This is a genomic window from Herbaspirillum sp. Her3 (assembly GCF_057961275.1).
In genome coordinates this window covers 3,271,407-3,286,608 of record NZ_CM176328.1, presented here as the reverse complement: position 1 = coordinate 3,286,608, position 15,202 = coordinate 3,271,407, and the positions used below count along the sequence as shown (strand labels likewise).

Genomic DNA, 15,202 nt, shown 5'->3' with positions numbered 1-15,202 from the left:
ACGGCACGATCATTGCTTGAAAATCGCAGGCGCTGGCCCAACTTTCATCTCATTGAAAAATTGGAGCGAACCATGCGTCTCGACAAACTCACCACCAAATTGCAGGAAGCGCTGGCCGATGCGCAATCCCAGGCCGTCGGCCACGACAATCAATACATCGAACCCGTTCACCTCATCCTGGCGCTGCTGAACCAGGACGACGGCGGCGCCCGCTCGCTGCTGCAGCGCGCCGGGGTGAACGTCAATGGCCTCACCACCGCCCTGCAGGCCGCCGTCAAGCGCCTGCCGCAGGTTTCCGGCAATGGCGGCGAAGTGCAGGTCGGCCGCGAGCTGGTAGCCTTGCTCAACCTGGCCGACAAGGAAGCGCAAAAGCATGGCGACCAGTTCGTCGCCAGTGAAATGGTGCTGCTGGGCCTGGTGGACGACAAGTCCGATGCCGGCCGTGCCGCCCGTGACAATGGCCTGACCCGCAAATCGCTGGAAGCGGCCATCACCGCCGTGCGCGGTGGCGCCTCGGTGTCCTCGCAGCAGGATGAGGGCCAGCGCGAAGCTCTCAAGAAATACACCCTGGACCTGACCGAGCGCGCCCGCGCCGGCAAGCTCGACCCGGTGATCGGCCGCGACGATGAAATCCGCCGCGCCATCCAGGTGCTGCAACGGCGCAGCAAGAACAACCCGGTCTTGATCGGCGAACCCGGCGTGGGCAAGACCGCCATCGTCGAAGGACTGGCCCAGCGTATCGTCAATGGCGAAGTGCCGGACAGCCTCAAATCCAAGCGCGTGCTGTCGCTGGACATGGCAGCGCTGCTGGCCGGTGCCAAATACCGCGGCGAATTCGAGGAGCGCCTCAAAGCCGTCCTGAAGGAAATTGCCCAGGACGAAGGCCAGACCATTGTCTTCATTGATGAGCTGCATACCATGGTCGGTGCCGGCAAGGCCGAAGGCGCCATGGATGCCGGCAACATGTTGAAGCCCGCCCTGGCGCGCGGCGAGCTGCATTGCGTGGGCGCTACCACGCTGGACGAATACCGCCAGTACATCGAGAAGGATGCGGCTCTTGAGCGCCGCTTCCAGAAGATCCTGGTCGACGAACCCAGCGTGGAAGCCACCATCGCCATCCTGCGCGGCCTGCAGGAAAAGTACGAAGTGCACCACGGCGTGGACATCACCGACCCGGCCATCGTGGCCGCCGCCGAGCTGTCGCATCGCTACATTACCGACCGCTTCCTGCCGGACAAGGCCATCGACCTGATCGACGAAGCTGCTTCGAAGATCAAGATCGAGATCGATTCCAAGCCGGAAGTGATGGACAAGCTCGACCGTCGCCTGATCCAGCTGAAGATCGAACGCGAAGCCGTCAAGCGTGAGAAGGACGAAGCCTCGCAAAAGCGGCTGCAACTGATCGAGGAAGAAATCGAGAAGCTCGAGCGTGAATATGCCGACCTGGAAGAAATCTGGAAGGCCGAGAAATCGACCGCCCAGGGCGGCCAGCAATTGAAGGAAGAGATCGAGAAGGTGCGTCTGCAGATGGAAGAGGCCACCCGCAAGAGCGACTGGCAGAAGGTCTCGGAGCTGAAGTACGGCAAGCTGGCCGAGCTGGAAGCCGCCCTGGAAGTGCAGAACAAGAAGGATGCCGCAGGCGTCAAGAACGAGAAGCCCAAGCTGGTCCGCACGCAAGTGGGTGCCGAGGAAATCGCCGAGATCGTCGCACGCGCCACCGGCATCCCGGTCTCGCGCATGATGCAGGGCGAACGCGAAAAATTGCTGCATATGGAAGACGTGCTGCATGAACGTGTGGTCGGCCAGGACGAAGCCATTGTTGCCGTGTCGGACGCCATCCGCCGCTCGCGCGCCGGCCTGGGCGACCCCAGCAAGCCGTATGGTTCCTTCATGTTCCTGGGCCCCACCGGCGTGGGCAAGACCGAGCTGTGCAAGGCGCTGGCGTCCTATCTCTTCGATACCGAAGAAGCCATGATCCGCATCGACATGAGCGAATTCATGGAGAAGCATTCGGTGGCCCGCCTCATCGGCGCCCCCCCAGGCTATGTCGGCTATGAAGAGGGCGGCTACCTGACCGAGGCCGTGCGGCGCAAGCCCTACAGCGTGATCCTGCTCGACGAGATCGAAAAGGCGCACCCGGATGTCTTCAACGTGCTGCTGCAGGTGCTCGATGATGGCCGCATGACCGATGGGCAGGGCCGCACCGTCGACTTCAAGAATACGGTGATCGTGATGACCTCCAACCTGGGTTCGCACAAGATCCAGAGCATGGAAGACAGCGACCCTGCGCTGGTCAAGCTGGCGGTGATGGCCGAGGTCCGTACGCACTTCCGCCCGGAATTCATCAACCGGGTCGATGAGATCGTGGTCTTCCACGCGCTGGACGCCAAGAACATCGGCGCCATCGCCAAGATCCAGCTGCGTATCCTGGAACAGCGCCTGGCCAAGCTGGATATCGGCTTGCAGGTCAGCGAGGCCGGCTTGCAGAAGATCGCCGAGGCCGGTTTCGATCCGGTCTATGGTGCCCGGCCGCTCAAGCGCGCCATCCAGCAGGAGATCGAAAACCCGCTGTCCAAGCAGATCCTGGCCGGCAAGTTCGGCCCCAAGGATGTGGTGCATGTCGAGGTGGAGAACGGGCAACTGGCCTTCAGCAAGGCATGAGCAGGTAACTGAGCCGGCAGGTCCGGCAAGATGGACGAAAGCGGCGGGAACATGTGTTCATGTCCCGCCGCTTTTTCATGTCTTTTGCGCCGATAAAACACAGGCAGCTGCAAGCCATGTGACTATTTGTTTGAAAAAGTTGCGCTACATTAAAAATAGTTAACCGGGTCTCGGTCAGTCGCGCCCAGAGCCGCTCTCGGCGGGGTGGCCGGTTGCGGCTGGTTACGCCGCATTGCAAAAAACCTTCCCCAAGAGAGAGCGGATGTGATATTTACTTCATACAAGGGGGACGCGCCACGACCACAGAAGACCGGTGCGCCATCAATAAAGGGCGCGGGCCCGCGCAGCAACCGCCAGGCTGCATCGAATTGCCTGGCAGCAAGGAATTCATGGTCAACTCGGTAACAGGACGTCAGTGCGCAGCGCGTGGCAGCAGGGGTCAATGGCACGAAAGGGGGCGATTCTGAAGCAATCGTCCCTGCAGCGGCTATTCATTTTGCCGTTCGTTTTCCTGATGGTCTGCCTGGTGCTGACCATCGGCTGGTTTTTGTATCGGGCCGGCGATGACGCCACCGAGGTGCTGGCACGCAATGCCCTGACCGAAGTGATGGGCCGCGTGAGCCAGGCTATCCTGCGGCAGACCATGGGCGCACGTGAAACCCTCAACGTCGTGGCGCCCCAGCCGGTGCCCCCGGCCGAGGCGGGCCAACTGCCCGCCAATCTGCCTTTCCCCAAGACCCGCAAGGAACTGGAAGACCGTTTGTGGTTGGCCAATTCGCTCTTCGATGAGCCCAGCTACGTCTACTTCGGCGGCGCCGATGGCAGCTTCCTGGGGATCAAGCAGGAACAGCCCACTGTCTTCATGTACAGCGTACGCGAGCCGGGGCAAAAGAACTTCGTCTATTACCTGCGCGGGCCGGGCACCGAGATGAAGCTGGTCGCCGTCCAGGATTACGAACCGCGCAAGCGCCCCTGGTACGTGCAGGCCGTGCAGCAGGGCCGCGAAACCTGGTCGCCGGTTTATATCGACTTCCGCGTCAAGAACATCGTCGGCATCAACCTCTCCAAGCCCATCTTCGATGCCGACGGTACCCTGCTGGGCGTGGCCAACAGCAGCATCGGCCTGCAGCAGTTGAGCACCATGCTGCACCAGGTGCCGCTGCCTGCCCATGGCGTGGCCTTCGTCACCGAACTGCAGGGCGACGTCGTGGCGACCTCCCTGGACGAGCCCGTCTATCTGCCCGCCCAGCCGGGGCAGGAACCGTTGCGGCTCAATGCCCGCCAGAGCAAGTCACCGATGGTGCAGCAGGCCTTCGAGGAGGTGCGGCGCTATCTCGATACCCATGACGCCGAGCCGGACAAGCTGGTGCTGATCGGCGCACGCAGCGAGGGCAGCAAGATCGAGGTGGCCTTCCGCCTGCATCGCGACCCGGCCGGGCTGGAATGGCTGGCCATCAGCACGGCGCCACGCTCGGACTTCCTGGGCTCGGTCACCAGCGGCGTCTACCAGACCCTGATATTGGGCTTGCTGGCCGTGTGCCTGACCTTCGTGATCGGTTTCCTGCTGCTGCGCTGGGTGCTGCGCGATATCCGCAAGCTCACGCTGGCGGCCAAGAGCATCGGCAACGGTAGCCCCTTCCCGGCGCTCAACATCGACCGCAACGATGAAATCGGCCAGCTGGCACAAAGCTTCGTGGAGATGGAGCGCAATCTGCGGACCGACCGCCTGACCAATGTCCTGAACCGCGATTCGCTGATCGCGCAGATCGATTTCCGCCGCCGCAACAGTTCGCAGGCCAATCCGCTGCAGTTCGCCTTGCTCTTTATCGATCTCGACCGCTTCAAGGCGGTCAATGACGAATATGGCCACGACGAGGGCGACAAGGTCTTGATCGCCGTTGCCGAACGCCTGCAGCATAGCCTGCGCCATGATGATTCGGTGGCCCGCTTCGGCGGCGACGAGTTCGTGGTCTACCTGCACGGCGTGACCGAGATGGAGGTCGCACGCAGCATTGCCGACAAGATCCGCCACGCCGTCAACAAGCCCATCGACGGGCGCGATGGCCAGTACTACACGGTAGATGCTTCGGTGGGGGTATCGCTCTATCCGGACGACGGGCTGGATGTGGAAACCTTGCTGCGGGTGGCCGATTCACGTATGTTCGACCAGAAGCGCCTGCATCGCATCCTGTCGGTGTGAGTGCAAGACCAGCCTATCCAATCCCCCTGGAGGAATCCATGACATCAGCCAGCTTTGCCACCTGTGACCTGTGCGACGCCAACGAAGACAAGCTGGCCGCCGGTACGCTGCACGTACTGCCGCCCATCTTCGCTTCCTTCGGCCGCAAGCAGGCCTTCGCCGGACCGGCCAGGACGCTCAAGGTCTTCGAGGACAACGTGCTGGTGCGCGCCACCCTGGAGACGCCCGGCAACGGCCATGTGCTGGTGGTCGATGGCGGCGGCAGCCTGCGTTGCGCCCTGGTGGGCGGCAATCTGGCGCAACTGGCCCAGGACAATGGCTGGGCCGGCATCCTGGTCAATGGCTGCGTGCGCGATACGGTGGAATTGAATGCCTGCGAAGTCGGCATCCGCGCCCTGGCGACGCATCCGCAACGCAGTTTCCGCAAGGGAGCAGGGGATGCCGACATCAAGGTCGGCATTGCCGGCGTGGCGGTGCATCCGGGCGACTGGATCTATGCCGACGTGGATGGGGTGCTGGTGTCGCGCACCCGGCTTTGAGCGTTTTTCTTCATCTCCATTGACTGCCTTTGCAGCCCGCCGCGTGCGGGCTTTTGTTTGCGCCCGCGCAGCCGCTCAGTCCGGGCTTTTGCGCAGCACCTGGTCGATGGCCGCGGTCTGGCTGACAATTTCCTTCAAATCCTGGTTAAGCAGGCTGGTGCGGCGGCGCAGACTGTCCCAGCCCGACCAGGCGCTGGCTTCGGCCGGCACGGGTTCGGGCGTCACCGGGCCGATCAGTTCGATCTTGCCTGACAGGGCCTTCTCGGCCGGCGCCTCCGGAGAGACCACCACGGCGCCGTCGCGCTTTCTCGGCTTGGGTGCCAGCAGGCGCTGGGCTTCGGCCAGGTGCTGGCTGGCTTCCAGATAGGTTTCCTCGATCAGTTTGGCCACCGCGCCCTGGGGCAGGTTGTCCTGATGGCGCCGCAGCATCAGGCGCAAGGCGGCGATGTGGGCGGCCACCAGGTAGTTCTGCACGATGAAGCGGTTCAGTTCGCGCACCGCGCGCTGCTTGGTGGCCGGTTCGTCCATCATGCGTACCAGCGCCGAGATGAGCGCGGCCAGGCTGTCCATGAAGCCCTTGCGGCAGACCCGGTAGAAGAAATCGTCCTTGACCTTGCCTTCGAGCATGTCGCGGCTGGCGGTGAGATAGCGCTGGCTGGCCTTGAGCACGTTGCGCAGCAGCTTGGGCAGGTCGCGGTATTCCCAGGCCGGCAGCACGTAGCTGAAGACGGTGGCGATGAGTACGCCGATGATGGTATCGATGAGCCGCTCGCCGATGACGGTCTGGTGACCGGCTGGCATGAGCAGGTTCAGCAGCATGAGGATCTGGACCGAGGCGGCAATGGCCGTGTAGCGGTACTTGATGTAGGTGAAGGCCGGTGCGGCCACGCTGGCGGCGAAGAGCACGGCCAGCTCGCCCAGCGGATTGTGCACGAAGCGCAGGATCAGCAAGGTGATCACGCAGCCGATGACGGTGCCGATGAGGCGGTCGGCCATGCGTTGCTTGGTGGCGCTGAAATTGGGTTTCAGGATGATGACGATGGTCAGCACGATCCAGTACCCGTGCGACATGTAGGGCAGCAGCCCGGCAATCCACAGGCCCGTGGTCACTGCCAGCGCCACGCGGATGGCAAAGCGGAAGATCGGCGACTGCCAGCGCAGGTTCACCAGCAGCATGTTGAACTTGAACTTCTGCTGGGTCAGGAAAGGCGTCATGTCCGAGCCCGGCAGGATGGGCAGCGGATCGACCGGATTGCGCGTAGCCTGGTGCAGCTGGCCGATGAATTCGATGATGTCGCCGATCTTGTTGTAGGTCACGCGCAGCAGCGTCAGGGCTTCTGGCGAGGCCTGGCGCGGGCCGGGCAGGGCCAGTTCCTGGATCTCGAATTGCACGGCGCGCAGCTCGGCCTTGTAGTTCACGCTGGGTTCGGAAGCCTTCTTGCGGGTGATGGCATAGGCGATCGATTCGATGTCCTGGGCCGCCTTGGTGGCCAGGTCGCGCAGGAAGATCATCACGTCGGAACCGCCGAAGTGCTGGCGCAGGAAGGCGTAATCGGCGTGGGTGGACAGCACCTGCTCATAGAGCTCCAGCATCGACAGGTGCACCTGCACCAAGAGGCCATCTTGCTTGGTATGCAGGTCACGCAGGATCAGGTCGCGCGAGGCCTGCTGCTTGTCGGCCACCACGATCTGCTGGCGCACCAGCTGGTTGAACTGGCTGGCCAGGTCGTGCTTGACGTCATAGAAATCGGCCTTGATGCGCAGATAGCGCGCCAGCTCGAAGAGGGCTTCAGCCAGCACCTGCTGCTTGATGCGCCGGCGCAGGAACCACGATACCGCCATCGAATACGCCAGATAGCCCAGCCCGCCGCCCAGAAACAGCACCGCATGCACGAAGGCATCGGCCATCGGCAACTGGTTTTCCATCGAGAGGGTCATCACCATGAGCGCGGCGAATTGAAGCGGCATGGTCTTCTTGCCGTAGACCACCATCATGCTGGCGAAGAAACTCACCACCACCATCATGGCGCTGACCAGCCAGGGCACCGGGGCACACAGGCTGATGATCAGCATGACCGCCGTACAGAGCAGCACTCCGGCCAGCATCTCGTTGAACTTGTGGCGCAAGGGGCTGGGCAAGTCCATCAGGCTGGTACAGAGCGCGCCGAGGAAGACCGTCATCGTGGTCGGCATGTCGGCCACGTTGAACACCAGCAGGGTCAGGCCGACTACCCCGATCGCAATCCGTACACCTGTATAGAAATAATGACTGAAGAGGAAAGTACGAATGTCCAGGGCGTAATGCATGTAGACAGGGCGGCGTTGCATCACCGCTTTGGAATGAGTTAGGGGCTTATTCTCTGCCTTCTTTTGCAATTAGACAACCCGAGGGTTTCGCGGCAGAGAAGACATTCCGGTGAGCGGAAAGATGAACGGAAAAGCGAATTTCACAACACTGGTCCGTCATTACCGGCAGCGTTCATATGAACGATGGATACGCAAGAGGTTTCATTTACGCGATTTTTTACGATACGAAATCTTCATTTCGTATGATGAAAAACGTCAGTGCGCCGCATCAAAACTCTTTTTCATTCTCCGGATTTTCGTTTCGTATCGCAAAATCAGGCTTATAAGTGGCTGATTTTATTCATATAAAAATTTTACAGATATCTTATATAAGACGTTGTTGCTCCGCGAAGGCAGGCCTACCATGAAGTCATGGAATCAACGATTTCATCCGGTTTCAAGCCACTTCATATTGACCAACAAGGAGATCCACATGAGCACACGTGAACAGCAAATCCAGGCCCTGGAACGCGACTGGGCAGAGAACCCGCGCTGGAAGGGCATCAAGCGCAACTACAGCGCGGCCGACGTGGTTCGTCTGCGCGGCTCGCTGGAGATCGAGCATACCCTGGCCAAGCGCGGCGCCGAGAAGCTCTGGAATCTGGTCAACAACGAACCCTTCGTCAACGCCTTGGGTGCGCTGACCGGCAACCAGGCCATGCAGCAGGTCAAGGCCGGCCTGAAGGCGATCTACCTGTCCGGCTGGCAGGTGGCCGGCGACGCCAACCTGGCCGGTGAAATGTATCCCGACCAGTCGCTGTACCCGGCCAATTCGGTGCCGATGGTGGTCAAGCGCATCAACAATACCTTCGCCCGCGCCGACCAGATCCAGTGGTCCGAAGGCCGTGACGACATCGACTTCTTCGCGCCCATCGTGGCCGATGCCGAAGCCGGTTTCGGTGGCGTGCTCAATGCCTTCGAACTGATGAAGTCGATGATCGAAGCCGGCGCTGCTGGCGTGCACTTCGAAGACCAGCTGGCCTCGGTCAAGAAGTGCGGCCACATGGGCGGCAAGGTGCTGGTGCCGACCCGCGAAGCCTGCGAAAAGCTCAACGCTGCCCGTCTGGCCGCTGACGTCATGGGGACCAGGACCCTGGTGATCGCCCGTACCGATGCCGAAGCCGCTGACTTGCTGACCTCCGACGTGGATGCCAACGACAAGCCCTTCCTGTCCGGCGAGCGTACCGTCGAAGGCTTCTTCAAGACCCATCCGGGCATCGACCAGGCGATCTCGCGCGGCCTGGCCTATGCCGAGTATGCGGACATGGTCTGGTGTGAAACCGGCAAGCCCGACCTGGCCTTTGCCAAGACCTTCGCCGAAGCCATCCACGCCAAGTTCCCCGGCAAGCTGCTGGCCTACAACTGCTCGCCGTCCTTCAACTGGAAGAAGAATCTGGATGACGCCACCATCGCCAAGTTCCAGCGCGAGCTGGGCGCCATGGGCTACAAGTTCCAGTTCATCACGCTGGCTGGTTTCCATGCGCTGAACTACTCGATGTTCAACCTGGCGCACGGCTATGCCCGCAACCAGATGTCGGCCTTCGTGGAACTGCAGGAAGCCGAATTCGCCGCCGCTGCCAAGGGCTTCACGGCCGTCAAGCACCAGCGCGAAGTCGGTACCGGCTACTTCGACGCCGTGACCCAGGCCATCCAGCAAGGCCAGTCGTCGACCACGGCGCTGCACGGTTCGACCGAAGATGAACAATTCTTCGATGACAAGGCCAAGAAGGCGGCCTGAGGCAAGAGAGTTCCGAGTCTTGAGTGAATGTGTGTGAAGAAAACCGGCCCGCATCCTTGCGCGGGCCGGTGGGGCGATCCCCGAACTTGATGCCGTACTCCACAAGAGTGCGGCTTTTTTTTGTTCAGCCGGGATGCAGGCGCCCGTCGCGCAGTTCGAAGACGGTCTGCCCCAGCGCTTCCACATCGGCCGGATCGTGGGTGATGAGCAGCATCGGCACCTGCAGGCGGGTTTGCAGCTCGGCCAGTTCTGAGCGCATACGCTCGCGCAAGTACAGGTCCAGGGCAGAGAAGGGTTCATCCAGCAGGAGCATGGCCGGTTCGGCTACCAGCGCCCGTGCCAGCGCCACGCGCTGCCGCTGGCCACCGGAAATCTGGGCCGGGCGGCTGTGGGCGATGGCCTGCAAGTCGAAGGCCTGCAGCCATTGCCGCACGGCCGGATGTTCGGCCGGACCGCGGATACCGAGGCTGCCGCGCGAGAGGCCAAAGGCGATGTTCTGCGCCACCGTCAGGTGCGGGAAGAGGGCGTAGTCCTGGAACAGATAAGCGACATTGCGCTCCTGCACACGCACATCGATGCCCTCGGCGCTATCGAAAAGCGTGCGTCCCTGCACGCGGATATGGCCACGGTCAGGCCGCATCAGCCCGGCGATGGCCTTCAGGGTCAGGCTCTTGCCCGAACCGGAAGGGCCATAGAGCACGATACGCTGGCTCTCGGAGGCCAGGGCGATGTCGAGATCGAAGACGCGATCACCGGCGCGCAGTTGTTTCTGGATCTGGAGGTCGACGCTCACGAAGGTGAATGGAATAAAAGATATAAACGATTTGCAGGATTCAGCGAATCTGCAGTTGCGAGCGATCCGGTACCAGGCGCCCGGCCACCATCAGCAGCACGATACAGGTGATCGAGGTAATGAGCACCAGGAAGGTGGCAGCACCATCGTCGCCCGCCTGGACGGCCTCGTAGATGGCGACCGACAGGGTTTGCGTGCGTCCCGGCAGGTTGCCGGCCACCATCAGGGTGGCGCCGAATTCCCCGAGCGCGCGGGCGAAGGCCAGCAGCACGCCGGCCGTGATGCCGCGCGTGGCCAGCGGCAGGCTGACACGGAAAAAGACGCCGGCTTCGGACACGCCCAGCACGCGGGCGGCATTTTCCAGTTGATGATCGACGCTTTCAAACGCGGCGCGCGCCGCCTTCAACACCAGCGGGAAGGCCACTACGGTGGAGGCCAGCACCGCTCCCTGCCACGTGAAGACCAGCTGGATGCCCCAGCTTTCCAGCCAGGCGCCCAGCGCGCCACGGCGGCCGAACAGCACCAGCAGGTAATAGCCCAGCACGGTCGGCGGCAGCACCAGTGGCAGGGTCAGTACCGAATCGATGAAGTCGCGCAACGGCGAGCGCCAGCGCGACAAGCCATAGGCCGCCGCCACGCCCAGCACCAGGTTGAGCAGGGTGGCCAGTCCTGCGACCTTGAGCGAAAGCAGCAGGGGTGTCCAGACCGGATGCATCAAGGTTTCTGGAAGCCGTAACGCGCCAGCACCGCCTGGCCGCTGGCCGACATTACGTGCGCCACGAACTGTGCGGCCAGCGCCTGCTGCCGGCTGGCCGCAGTGACCGCGATGGGATAGGTGGCGGGGGTGGTGGAGGGGATGCGCAGGGCGACCTTGACCTTCTCCGGCATGACCGCCGCATCGGTGGCGAAGACGAAGCCGGCATCGACCTCGCCGCGCGCCACGTAATCCAGGCTAGTGCGCACGTTTTCGGCCATCACGCCCTTGGCTTGTACCTGGGGCCAGAGTCCGGCCTGTTCCAGCGCCGCCTTGGTGTAGCGGCCGAAGGGCACCGAGGCCGGATTGCCCAGGGCGATGCGCTGGTAGGCCGCGCCGGTGAGGTCGGCCAGCGTGGCCGGTTGCTGCCTGGCGTCGTGCGGCACGATCACCACGATCTGGTTGGCGGCGAAGTTCTTGCGGGTGGCCGGGTCCACGGCTTTTTCGGCGACCGCCTTGTCCATCGCGGTCTGGTCGGCCGAGGCGAAGACATCGGCCGGAGCACCGCGCACGATCTGCTGCATGAGGATGTCGGAGGCGCCGAAGTTGGTAATGACCTTCACACCGGGGTGCTGCTGTTCGAAGCTTTGTGCCAGATCCTTGAAGGCATTGGTCAGGCTGGCCGCCGCCGAGACCACCAGGTCGGTGGCCTGGGCGGTCGTGCTGGCCAGCATCAGCGTGGCGGCGCAGGCGGCGCCCAGGGCGGCTTTGAGACGGAAGGTCTTGAACATGGGGCTCCTTGATCGGCGGGAAACGAGGAAAGCGGCGTGGGCGAAATATACGCAAGGATATAACGAACGTCAATTGCATGCTCGCGTCTGGCCGGCGCTAGTACAATCACGCGCATGAATGATTCCAAGACCCTAAGAGTGCGCGTGATGCAGGGCGACACCATCGCCTTCGGCCCGGGGAAGGCCGATCTGCTGCAGGCCATCGTCCGGACCGGATCGATTTCCGGGGCAGCGCGCGAGATGCAGATGTCCTATCGCCGCGCCTGGCTGCTGGTGGAAGAGATGAACCGCTGCTTCGCCAGTCCCTTGGTGGCCACGGCCACGGGCGGCGCGCGCGGAGGTGGCGCGGCGGTGACCGAACTGGGGCAGGAGGTGCTGGCCCGTTACCGACGCATGCAGAAAAAGGCGGCGGCCAGCATTGCCGCCGATCTCAGGCATCTGCAAGGACTCATGAACGAAACGGACGAAGAGGGCGGCGGCAACCATGCATGAACTGTGGATCAAGTACCGCCTGCGGGTACTGAACGCCTGCCGCGTTTCCGAAAACCATTCCATGCTGCTGTGGGGCGCGCTGGCCGGCTTCGTGGGTGCGCTGGCCACGATTGCCTTCCGTGACTGCATTGCACTGCTGCAGACCTGGCTGACCGGCCATGACGGCAGTTTCGTCGATATCGCCAAGGGCTTGTCCTGGCCGGTACGGGTGCTGCTGCCGACCTGCGGCGGCGTGATTGCCGGCGTGATCCTGGTGTTGGCCAAGCGCACTCCTGCCGGCAATGGGGGCGACTACATGGAAGCGGTGGCCATCGGCGATGGTGCCATTCCGGTGCGCAATACGCTTTTGCGCAGCCTGTCCTCGCTGGCCTCGATTGCCTCGGGCGGCTCCATCGGGCGCGAAGGGCCGATGGTGCAGCTGTCGGCGCTATGTGCCTCGCTGGTGGGCAAATTTTCGCATTTTCCTTCATCCCGCCTGCGGCTGCTGGTGGCCTGCGGGGCTGCAGCGGGCATTACTTCGGCCTACAACGCGCCCATCGCGGGCGCTTTCTTCATTACCGAGATTGTGCTCGGTTCGCTGGTGATGGAGAGCTTCGGCCCGGTGGTGGTGGCCTCGGTGGTCGCCAACATCACCATGCGCGAGCTGCCGGGTTACCGCGCTGCCTACGAGATGCCTTACTTCCCCGAGATCGGCGGCTGGGAAGTGCTGCTGTTCCTGGTGTTGGGCGTGCTGGCAGGCATTCTGGCACCGCAATTCCTGCGCGTGCTGGAACTGGGCAAGCATGGCTTCGGCAAGCTCAAGCTGCCGCTGCCGGTGCGCCTGGGCGTGGGCGGGCTGCTGGTGGGGCTCATTTCCATCCAGGTGCCCGAGGTCTGGGGCAATGGCTACAGCCTGGTCAATTCGCTGCTGCATACCACCTGGCTGTGGCAGGCCGTGCTGACGGTGCTGGTCATCAAGGTGCTGGCCACGGCCATTACCGTCGGCTCGGGCGCGGTCGGAGGGATCTTCACGCCCACGCTCTTCGTCGGCGCGGCGGTCGGCTATCTGTTTGGCGATACGGCCGCGGCCCTGTTGCCCTTCCACATGTCGCAACCCTTCGCCTATGCGATGGTGGGCATGGGCGCCTTCCTGGCAGCGGCATCCTATGCGCCGCTGATGGCGATCCTGATGATCTTCGAGATGACGCTCAGCTACCAGGTGGTGCTGCCGCTGATGCTGTCCTGCGTGGTGGCCTATGTGGTGGCGCGCAGCGTGGACGGGCGCTCGATGTACGAGATCACCCTGAAGCGCCATCGCGACAACGAAGAACGGCTGCGCCTGCGCGGCACCCACATGAGCGAACTGATCCGCCCGGCCGAAACGGTCCTGGCGGAGACGGCCAGCCTGGAAGAGGTCAGCGCCCTGTTCCTGAAGTATCCGGTCAAGTACGTCTACATCGTCGATGCCCGGCAGCGCTACCAGGGCGTGGTGGCCTTGCAGGACATCACTTCCTGGCTGCTGGACAAGAAGGAACCGGGCGGGCGGCTGGCGCGCGACTTCCTGCGGCCGCATTTCCTGCATGAGGTCACGCCCGACATGTCATTGGGCGAGGCGCTGCAGTTGTTCCTCGATCACCAGGGCGAACGCCTGCCCGTGATCGCCAGTGCGGAAGACCCGCGCCTGCTGGGGGTGGTCTTCAAGACCTCCTTGCTGGATGCGTATTTCCGCCTGGATCGGGCCGGCAATTGAGGGTAGGGGAGTCTTCCGCAAGCCAGCTGTGGCCGGCGTTGTTTGTAACAATGCGGGACTGGTCCGACAACGGCTCACTTATCCTTGATAAAATGTGAAACGTTTCCGCCTCAACGGTGGTCGTGGCCGCGGCCTGTTCGGGCCTGTTCGGACCGACCCGCCACCCGATTTCAACCCCATCCTAGAAGTGAATTTTCCATGCTGAGTTATCGCCACGCTTTTCACGCCGGCAACCATGCCGATGTCCTGAAGCATATGGTGATCATCCAGTTGATGAACTATCTCGGGCAGAAAGACACTGCCTACATGGTCATCGACACCCATGCCGGCGCGGGCGTCTACGCGCTCGATGGAGATTACGCCAGCAAGAATGCCGAATACGAAACCGGTATCGCCAAGCTGTGGGACCGCAAGGACCTGCCCGCGGCGGTGAAGGAATACGTCGATGTGGTCAAGTCGCTCAACCCCAGCGGCAAGATGCGTTACTACCCCGGCTCGCCCTATTGCGCCGAGAAGACCATGCGCGAGCAGGACCGCCTGCGCCTGTTCGAGCTGCATCCCAGCGAAGTGAAGGTGTTGGAAGACAACTTCCGCAAGCTCGAAGCCCACGCCGCTGCCCAGGGCCAGCGCCCGACCACGCGCGGCAAGCGGGTGATGGTGCACCGGGGCGATGGCTTCCAGGGCCTCAAGGCCTTGCTGCCGCCACCCTCGCGCCGTGGCCTGGTACTCATCGACCCGCCTTATGAAGACAAGCGCGACTACAGCCATGTGGCCCAGGTGCTCACCGATGCGCTCACGCGCTTTCCGACCGGTACCTATGCGGTCTGGTATCCGGTCCTGCAACGCAATGAATCGCGCCAGCTGCCCGAGCGCCTGAAGCGCCTGGGCGCCAAGAGCTGGCTCAACGTCACCCTGGCCATCCATGGGCCGGCGCCGGATGGTTTCGGTCTGCACAACAGCGGCATGTTCATCCTCAACCCGCCCTGGACGCTGGAAGCCACCTTGAAAGAGGTCATGCCCTACCTGATCGAGGTGCTGGGCGTGGACGACAGTGCCGAATATGTCTTGGAGTCGGGCGAAAACTGAGCGGGCTGAGGCCTGGCTTGTGAATATTTGTGAGTTTTTTCGCTTGTAGTGGTCGTAATGTCACCGAAATCATGCCAAAAAGGCATACAATAAGAGTATTGCTTTAAGTCAACATTTACCGCAACGCCAGGGG

Annotated in this window: 11 protein-coding genes; 7 read left to right on the top strand and 4 right to left on the bottom strand. The window is 62.6% G+C overall.

What is annotated here, in order from left to right; translation table 11 throughout:
* Positions 1-72 precede the first annotated feature (72 nt).
* The 3 genes from clpB to rraA all read left to right on the top strand — a co-directional run bounded on the left by clpB (position 73) and on the right by rraA (position 5,400).
* The gene (gene clpB / locus ACVC5H_RS14905) at positions 73-2,661 is read left to right on the top strand and encodes an ATP-dependent chaperone ClpB (RefSeq protein ID WP_489618619.1); all 2,589 of its coding nucleotides are present in this window, start codon (positions 73-75) and stop codon (positions 2,659-2,661) included.
* Between the two features lie 442 nt (positions 2,662-3,103).
* Positions 3,104-4,861, top strand: coding sequence for a diguanylate cyclase (locus tag ACVC5H_RS14900; RefSeq protein ID WP_489618618.1), 1,758 nt, complete (start codon positions 3,104-3,106; stop codon positions 4,859-4,861).
* Positions 4,862-4,899: 38 nt separating this feature from the next.
* The gene (gene rraA, locus ACVC5H_RS14895; protein ID WP_489618617.1) at positions 4,900-5,400 is read left to right on the top strand and encodes a ribonuclease E activity regulator RraA; all 501 of its coding nucleotides are present in this window, start codon (positions 4,900-4,902) and stop codon (positions 5,398-5,400) included.
* A gap of 75 nt (positions 5,401-5,475) precedes the next feature.
* On the opposite strand, the gene ACVC5H_RS14890 is transcribed toward rraA, so the two are convergent.
* On the bottom strand, positions 5,476-7,707 hold the full coding sequence (locus ACVC5H_RS14890) for an FUSC family membrane protein (RefSeq protein WP_489622704.1): 2,232 nt from the start codon (positions 7,705-7,707) through the stop codon (positions 5,476-5,478).
* Between the two features lie 472 nt (positions 7,708-8,179).
* Between ACVC5H_RS14890 and aceA the strand changes: the two genes are divergently transcribed.
* On the top strand, positions 8,180-9,484 hold the full coding sequence (gene aceA, locus ACVC5H_RS14885; RefSeq protein ID WP_489618616.1) for an isocitrate lyase: 1,305 nt from the start codon (positions 8,180-8,182) through the stop codon (positions 9,482-9,484).
* Positions 9,485-9,608: 124 nt separating this feature from the next.
* On the opposite strand, the gene ACVC5H_RS14880 is transcribed toward aceA, so the two are convergent.
* From ACVC5H_RS14880 to modA, 3 genes are read right to left on the bottom strand one after another with little or no spacing between them, the layout of a single operon-like run.
* Positions 9,609-10,277: a sulfate/molybdate ABC transporter ATP-binding protein gene (locus ACVC5H_RS14880; protein ID WP_489618615.1), complete on the bottom strand. Its 669-nt coding sequence runs from the start codon at positions 10,275-10,277 to the stop codon at positions 9,609-9,611.
* Between the two features lie 40 nt (positions 10,278-10,317).
* The gene (modB, locus tag ACVC5H_RS14875; protein WP_489618614.1) at positions 10,318-10,992 is read right to left on the bottom strand and encodes a molybdate ABC transporter permease subunit; all 675 of its coding nucleotides are present in this window, start codon (positions 10,990-10,992) and stop codon (positions 10,318-10,320) included.
* On the bottom strand, positions 10,992-11,762 hold the full coding sequence (gene modA, locus ACVC5H_RS14870; RefSeq protein WP_489618613.1) for a molybdate ABC transporter substrate-binding protein: 771 nt from the start codon (positions 11,760-11,762) through the stop codon (positions 10,992-10,994). The genes modB and modA overlap by 1 nt, the downstream gene beginning before the upstream one ends.
* A 114-nt stretch (positions 11,763-11,876) precedes the next feature.
* Between modA and ACVC5H_RS14865 the strand changes: the two genes are divergently transcribed.
* From ACVC5H_RS14865 to ACVC5H_RS14855, 3 genes are all read left to right on the top strand, one after another.
* On the top strand, positions 11,877-12,254 hold the full coding sequence (locus ACVC5H_RS14865) for a winged helix-turn-helix domain-containing protein (protein ID WP_489618612.1): 378 nt from the start codon (positions 11,877-11,879) through the stop codon (positions 12,252-12,254).
* Positions 12,247-13,983, top strand: a complete 1,737-nt coding sequence (locus tag ACVC5H_RS14860) for a ClcB-like voltage-gated chloride channel protein (RefSeq protein ID WP_489618611.1) — start codon at positions 12,247-12,249, stop codon at positions 13,981-13,983. Before ACVC5H_RS14865 ends, ACVC5H_RS14860 begins: the two co-directional genes overlap by 8 nt.
* Positions 13,984-14,181: 198 nt before the next feature.
* The gene (locus tag ACVC5H_RS14855) at positions 14,182-15,069 is read left to right on the top strand and encodes a 23S rRNA (adenine(2030)-N(6))-methyltransferase RlmJ (RefSeq protein WP_489618610.1); all 888 of its coding nucleotides are present in this window, start codon (positions 14,182-14,184) and stop codon (positions 15,067-15,069) included.
* The last annotated feature ends 133 nt before the right edge of the window (positions 15,070-15,202 follow it).

Bases quoted from the DNA above. Each gene is read 5' to 3' on its own strand.
- clpB (WP_489618619.1), top strand. From the start codon at position 73: ATGCGTCTCGACAAACTCACCACCAAATTGCAGGAAGCGCTGGCCGAT.
- ACVC5H_RS14900 (WP_489618618.1), top strand. From the start codon at position 3,104: ATGGCACGAAAGGGGGCGATTCTGAAGCAATCGTCCCTGCAGCGGCTA.
- rraA (WP_489618617.1), top strand. From the start codon at position 4,900: ATGACATCAGCCAGCTTTGCCACCTGTGACCTGTGCGACGCCAACGAA.
- ACVC5H_RS14890 (WP_489622704.1), bottom strand. From the start codon at position 7,707: ATGCATTACGCCCTGGACATTCGTACTTTCCTCTTCAGTCATTATTTC.
- aceA (WP_489618616.1), top strand. From the start codon at position 8,180: ATGAGCACACGTGAACAGCAAATCCAGGCCCTGGAACGCGACTGGGCA.
- modB (WP_489618614.1), bottom strand. From the start codon at position 10,992: ATGCATCCGGTCTGGACACCCCTGCTGCTTTCGCTCAAGGTCGCAGGA.
- modA (WP_489618613.1), bottom strand. From the start codon at position 11,762: ATGTTCAAGACCTTCCGTCTCAAAGCCGCCCTGGGCGCCGCCTGCGCC.
- ACVC5H_RS14865 (WP_489618612.1), top strand. From the start codon at position 11,877: ATGAATGATTCCAAGACCCTAAGAGTGCGCGTGATGCAGGGCGACACC.
- ACVC5H_RS14860 (WP_489618611.1), top strand. From the start codon at position 12,247: ATGCATGAACTGTGGATCAAGTACCGCCTGCGGGTACTGAACGCCTGC.
- ACVC5H_RS14855 (WP_489618610.1), top strand. From the start codon at position 14,182: ATGCTGAGTTATCGCCACGCTTTTCACGCCGGCAACCATGCCGATGTC.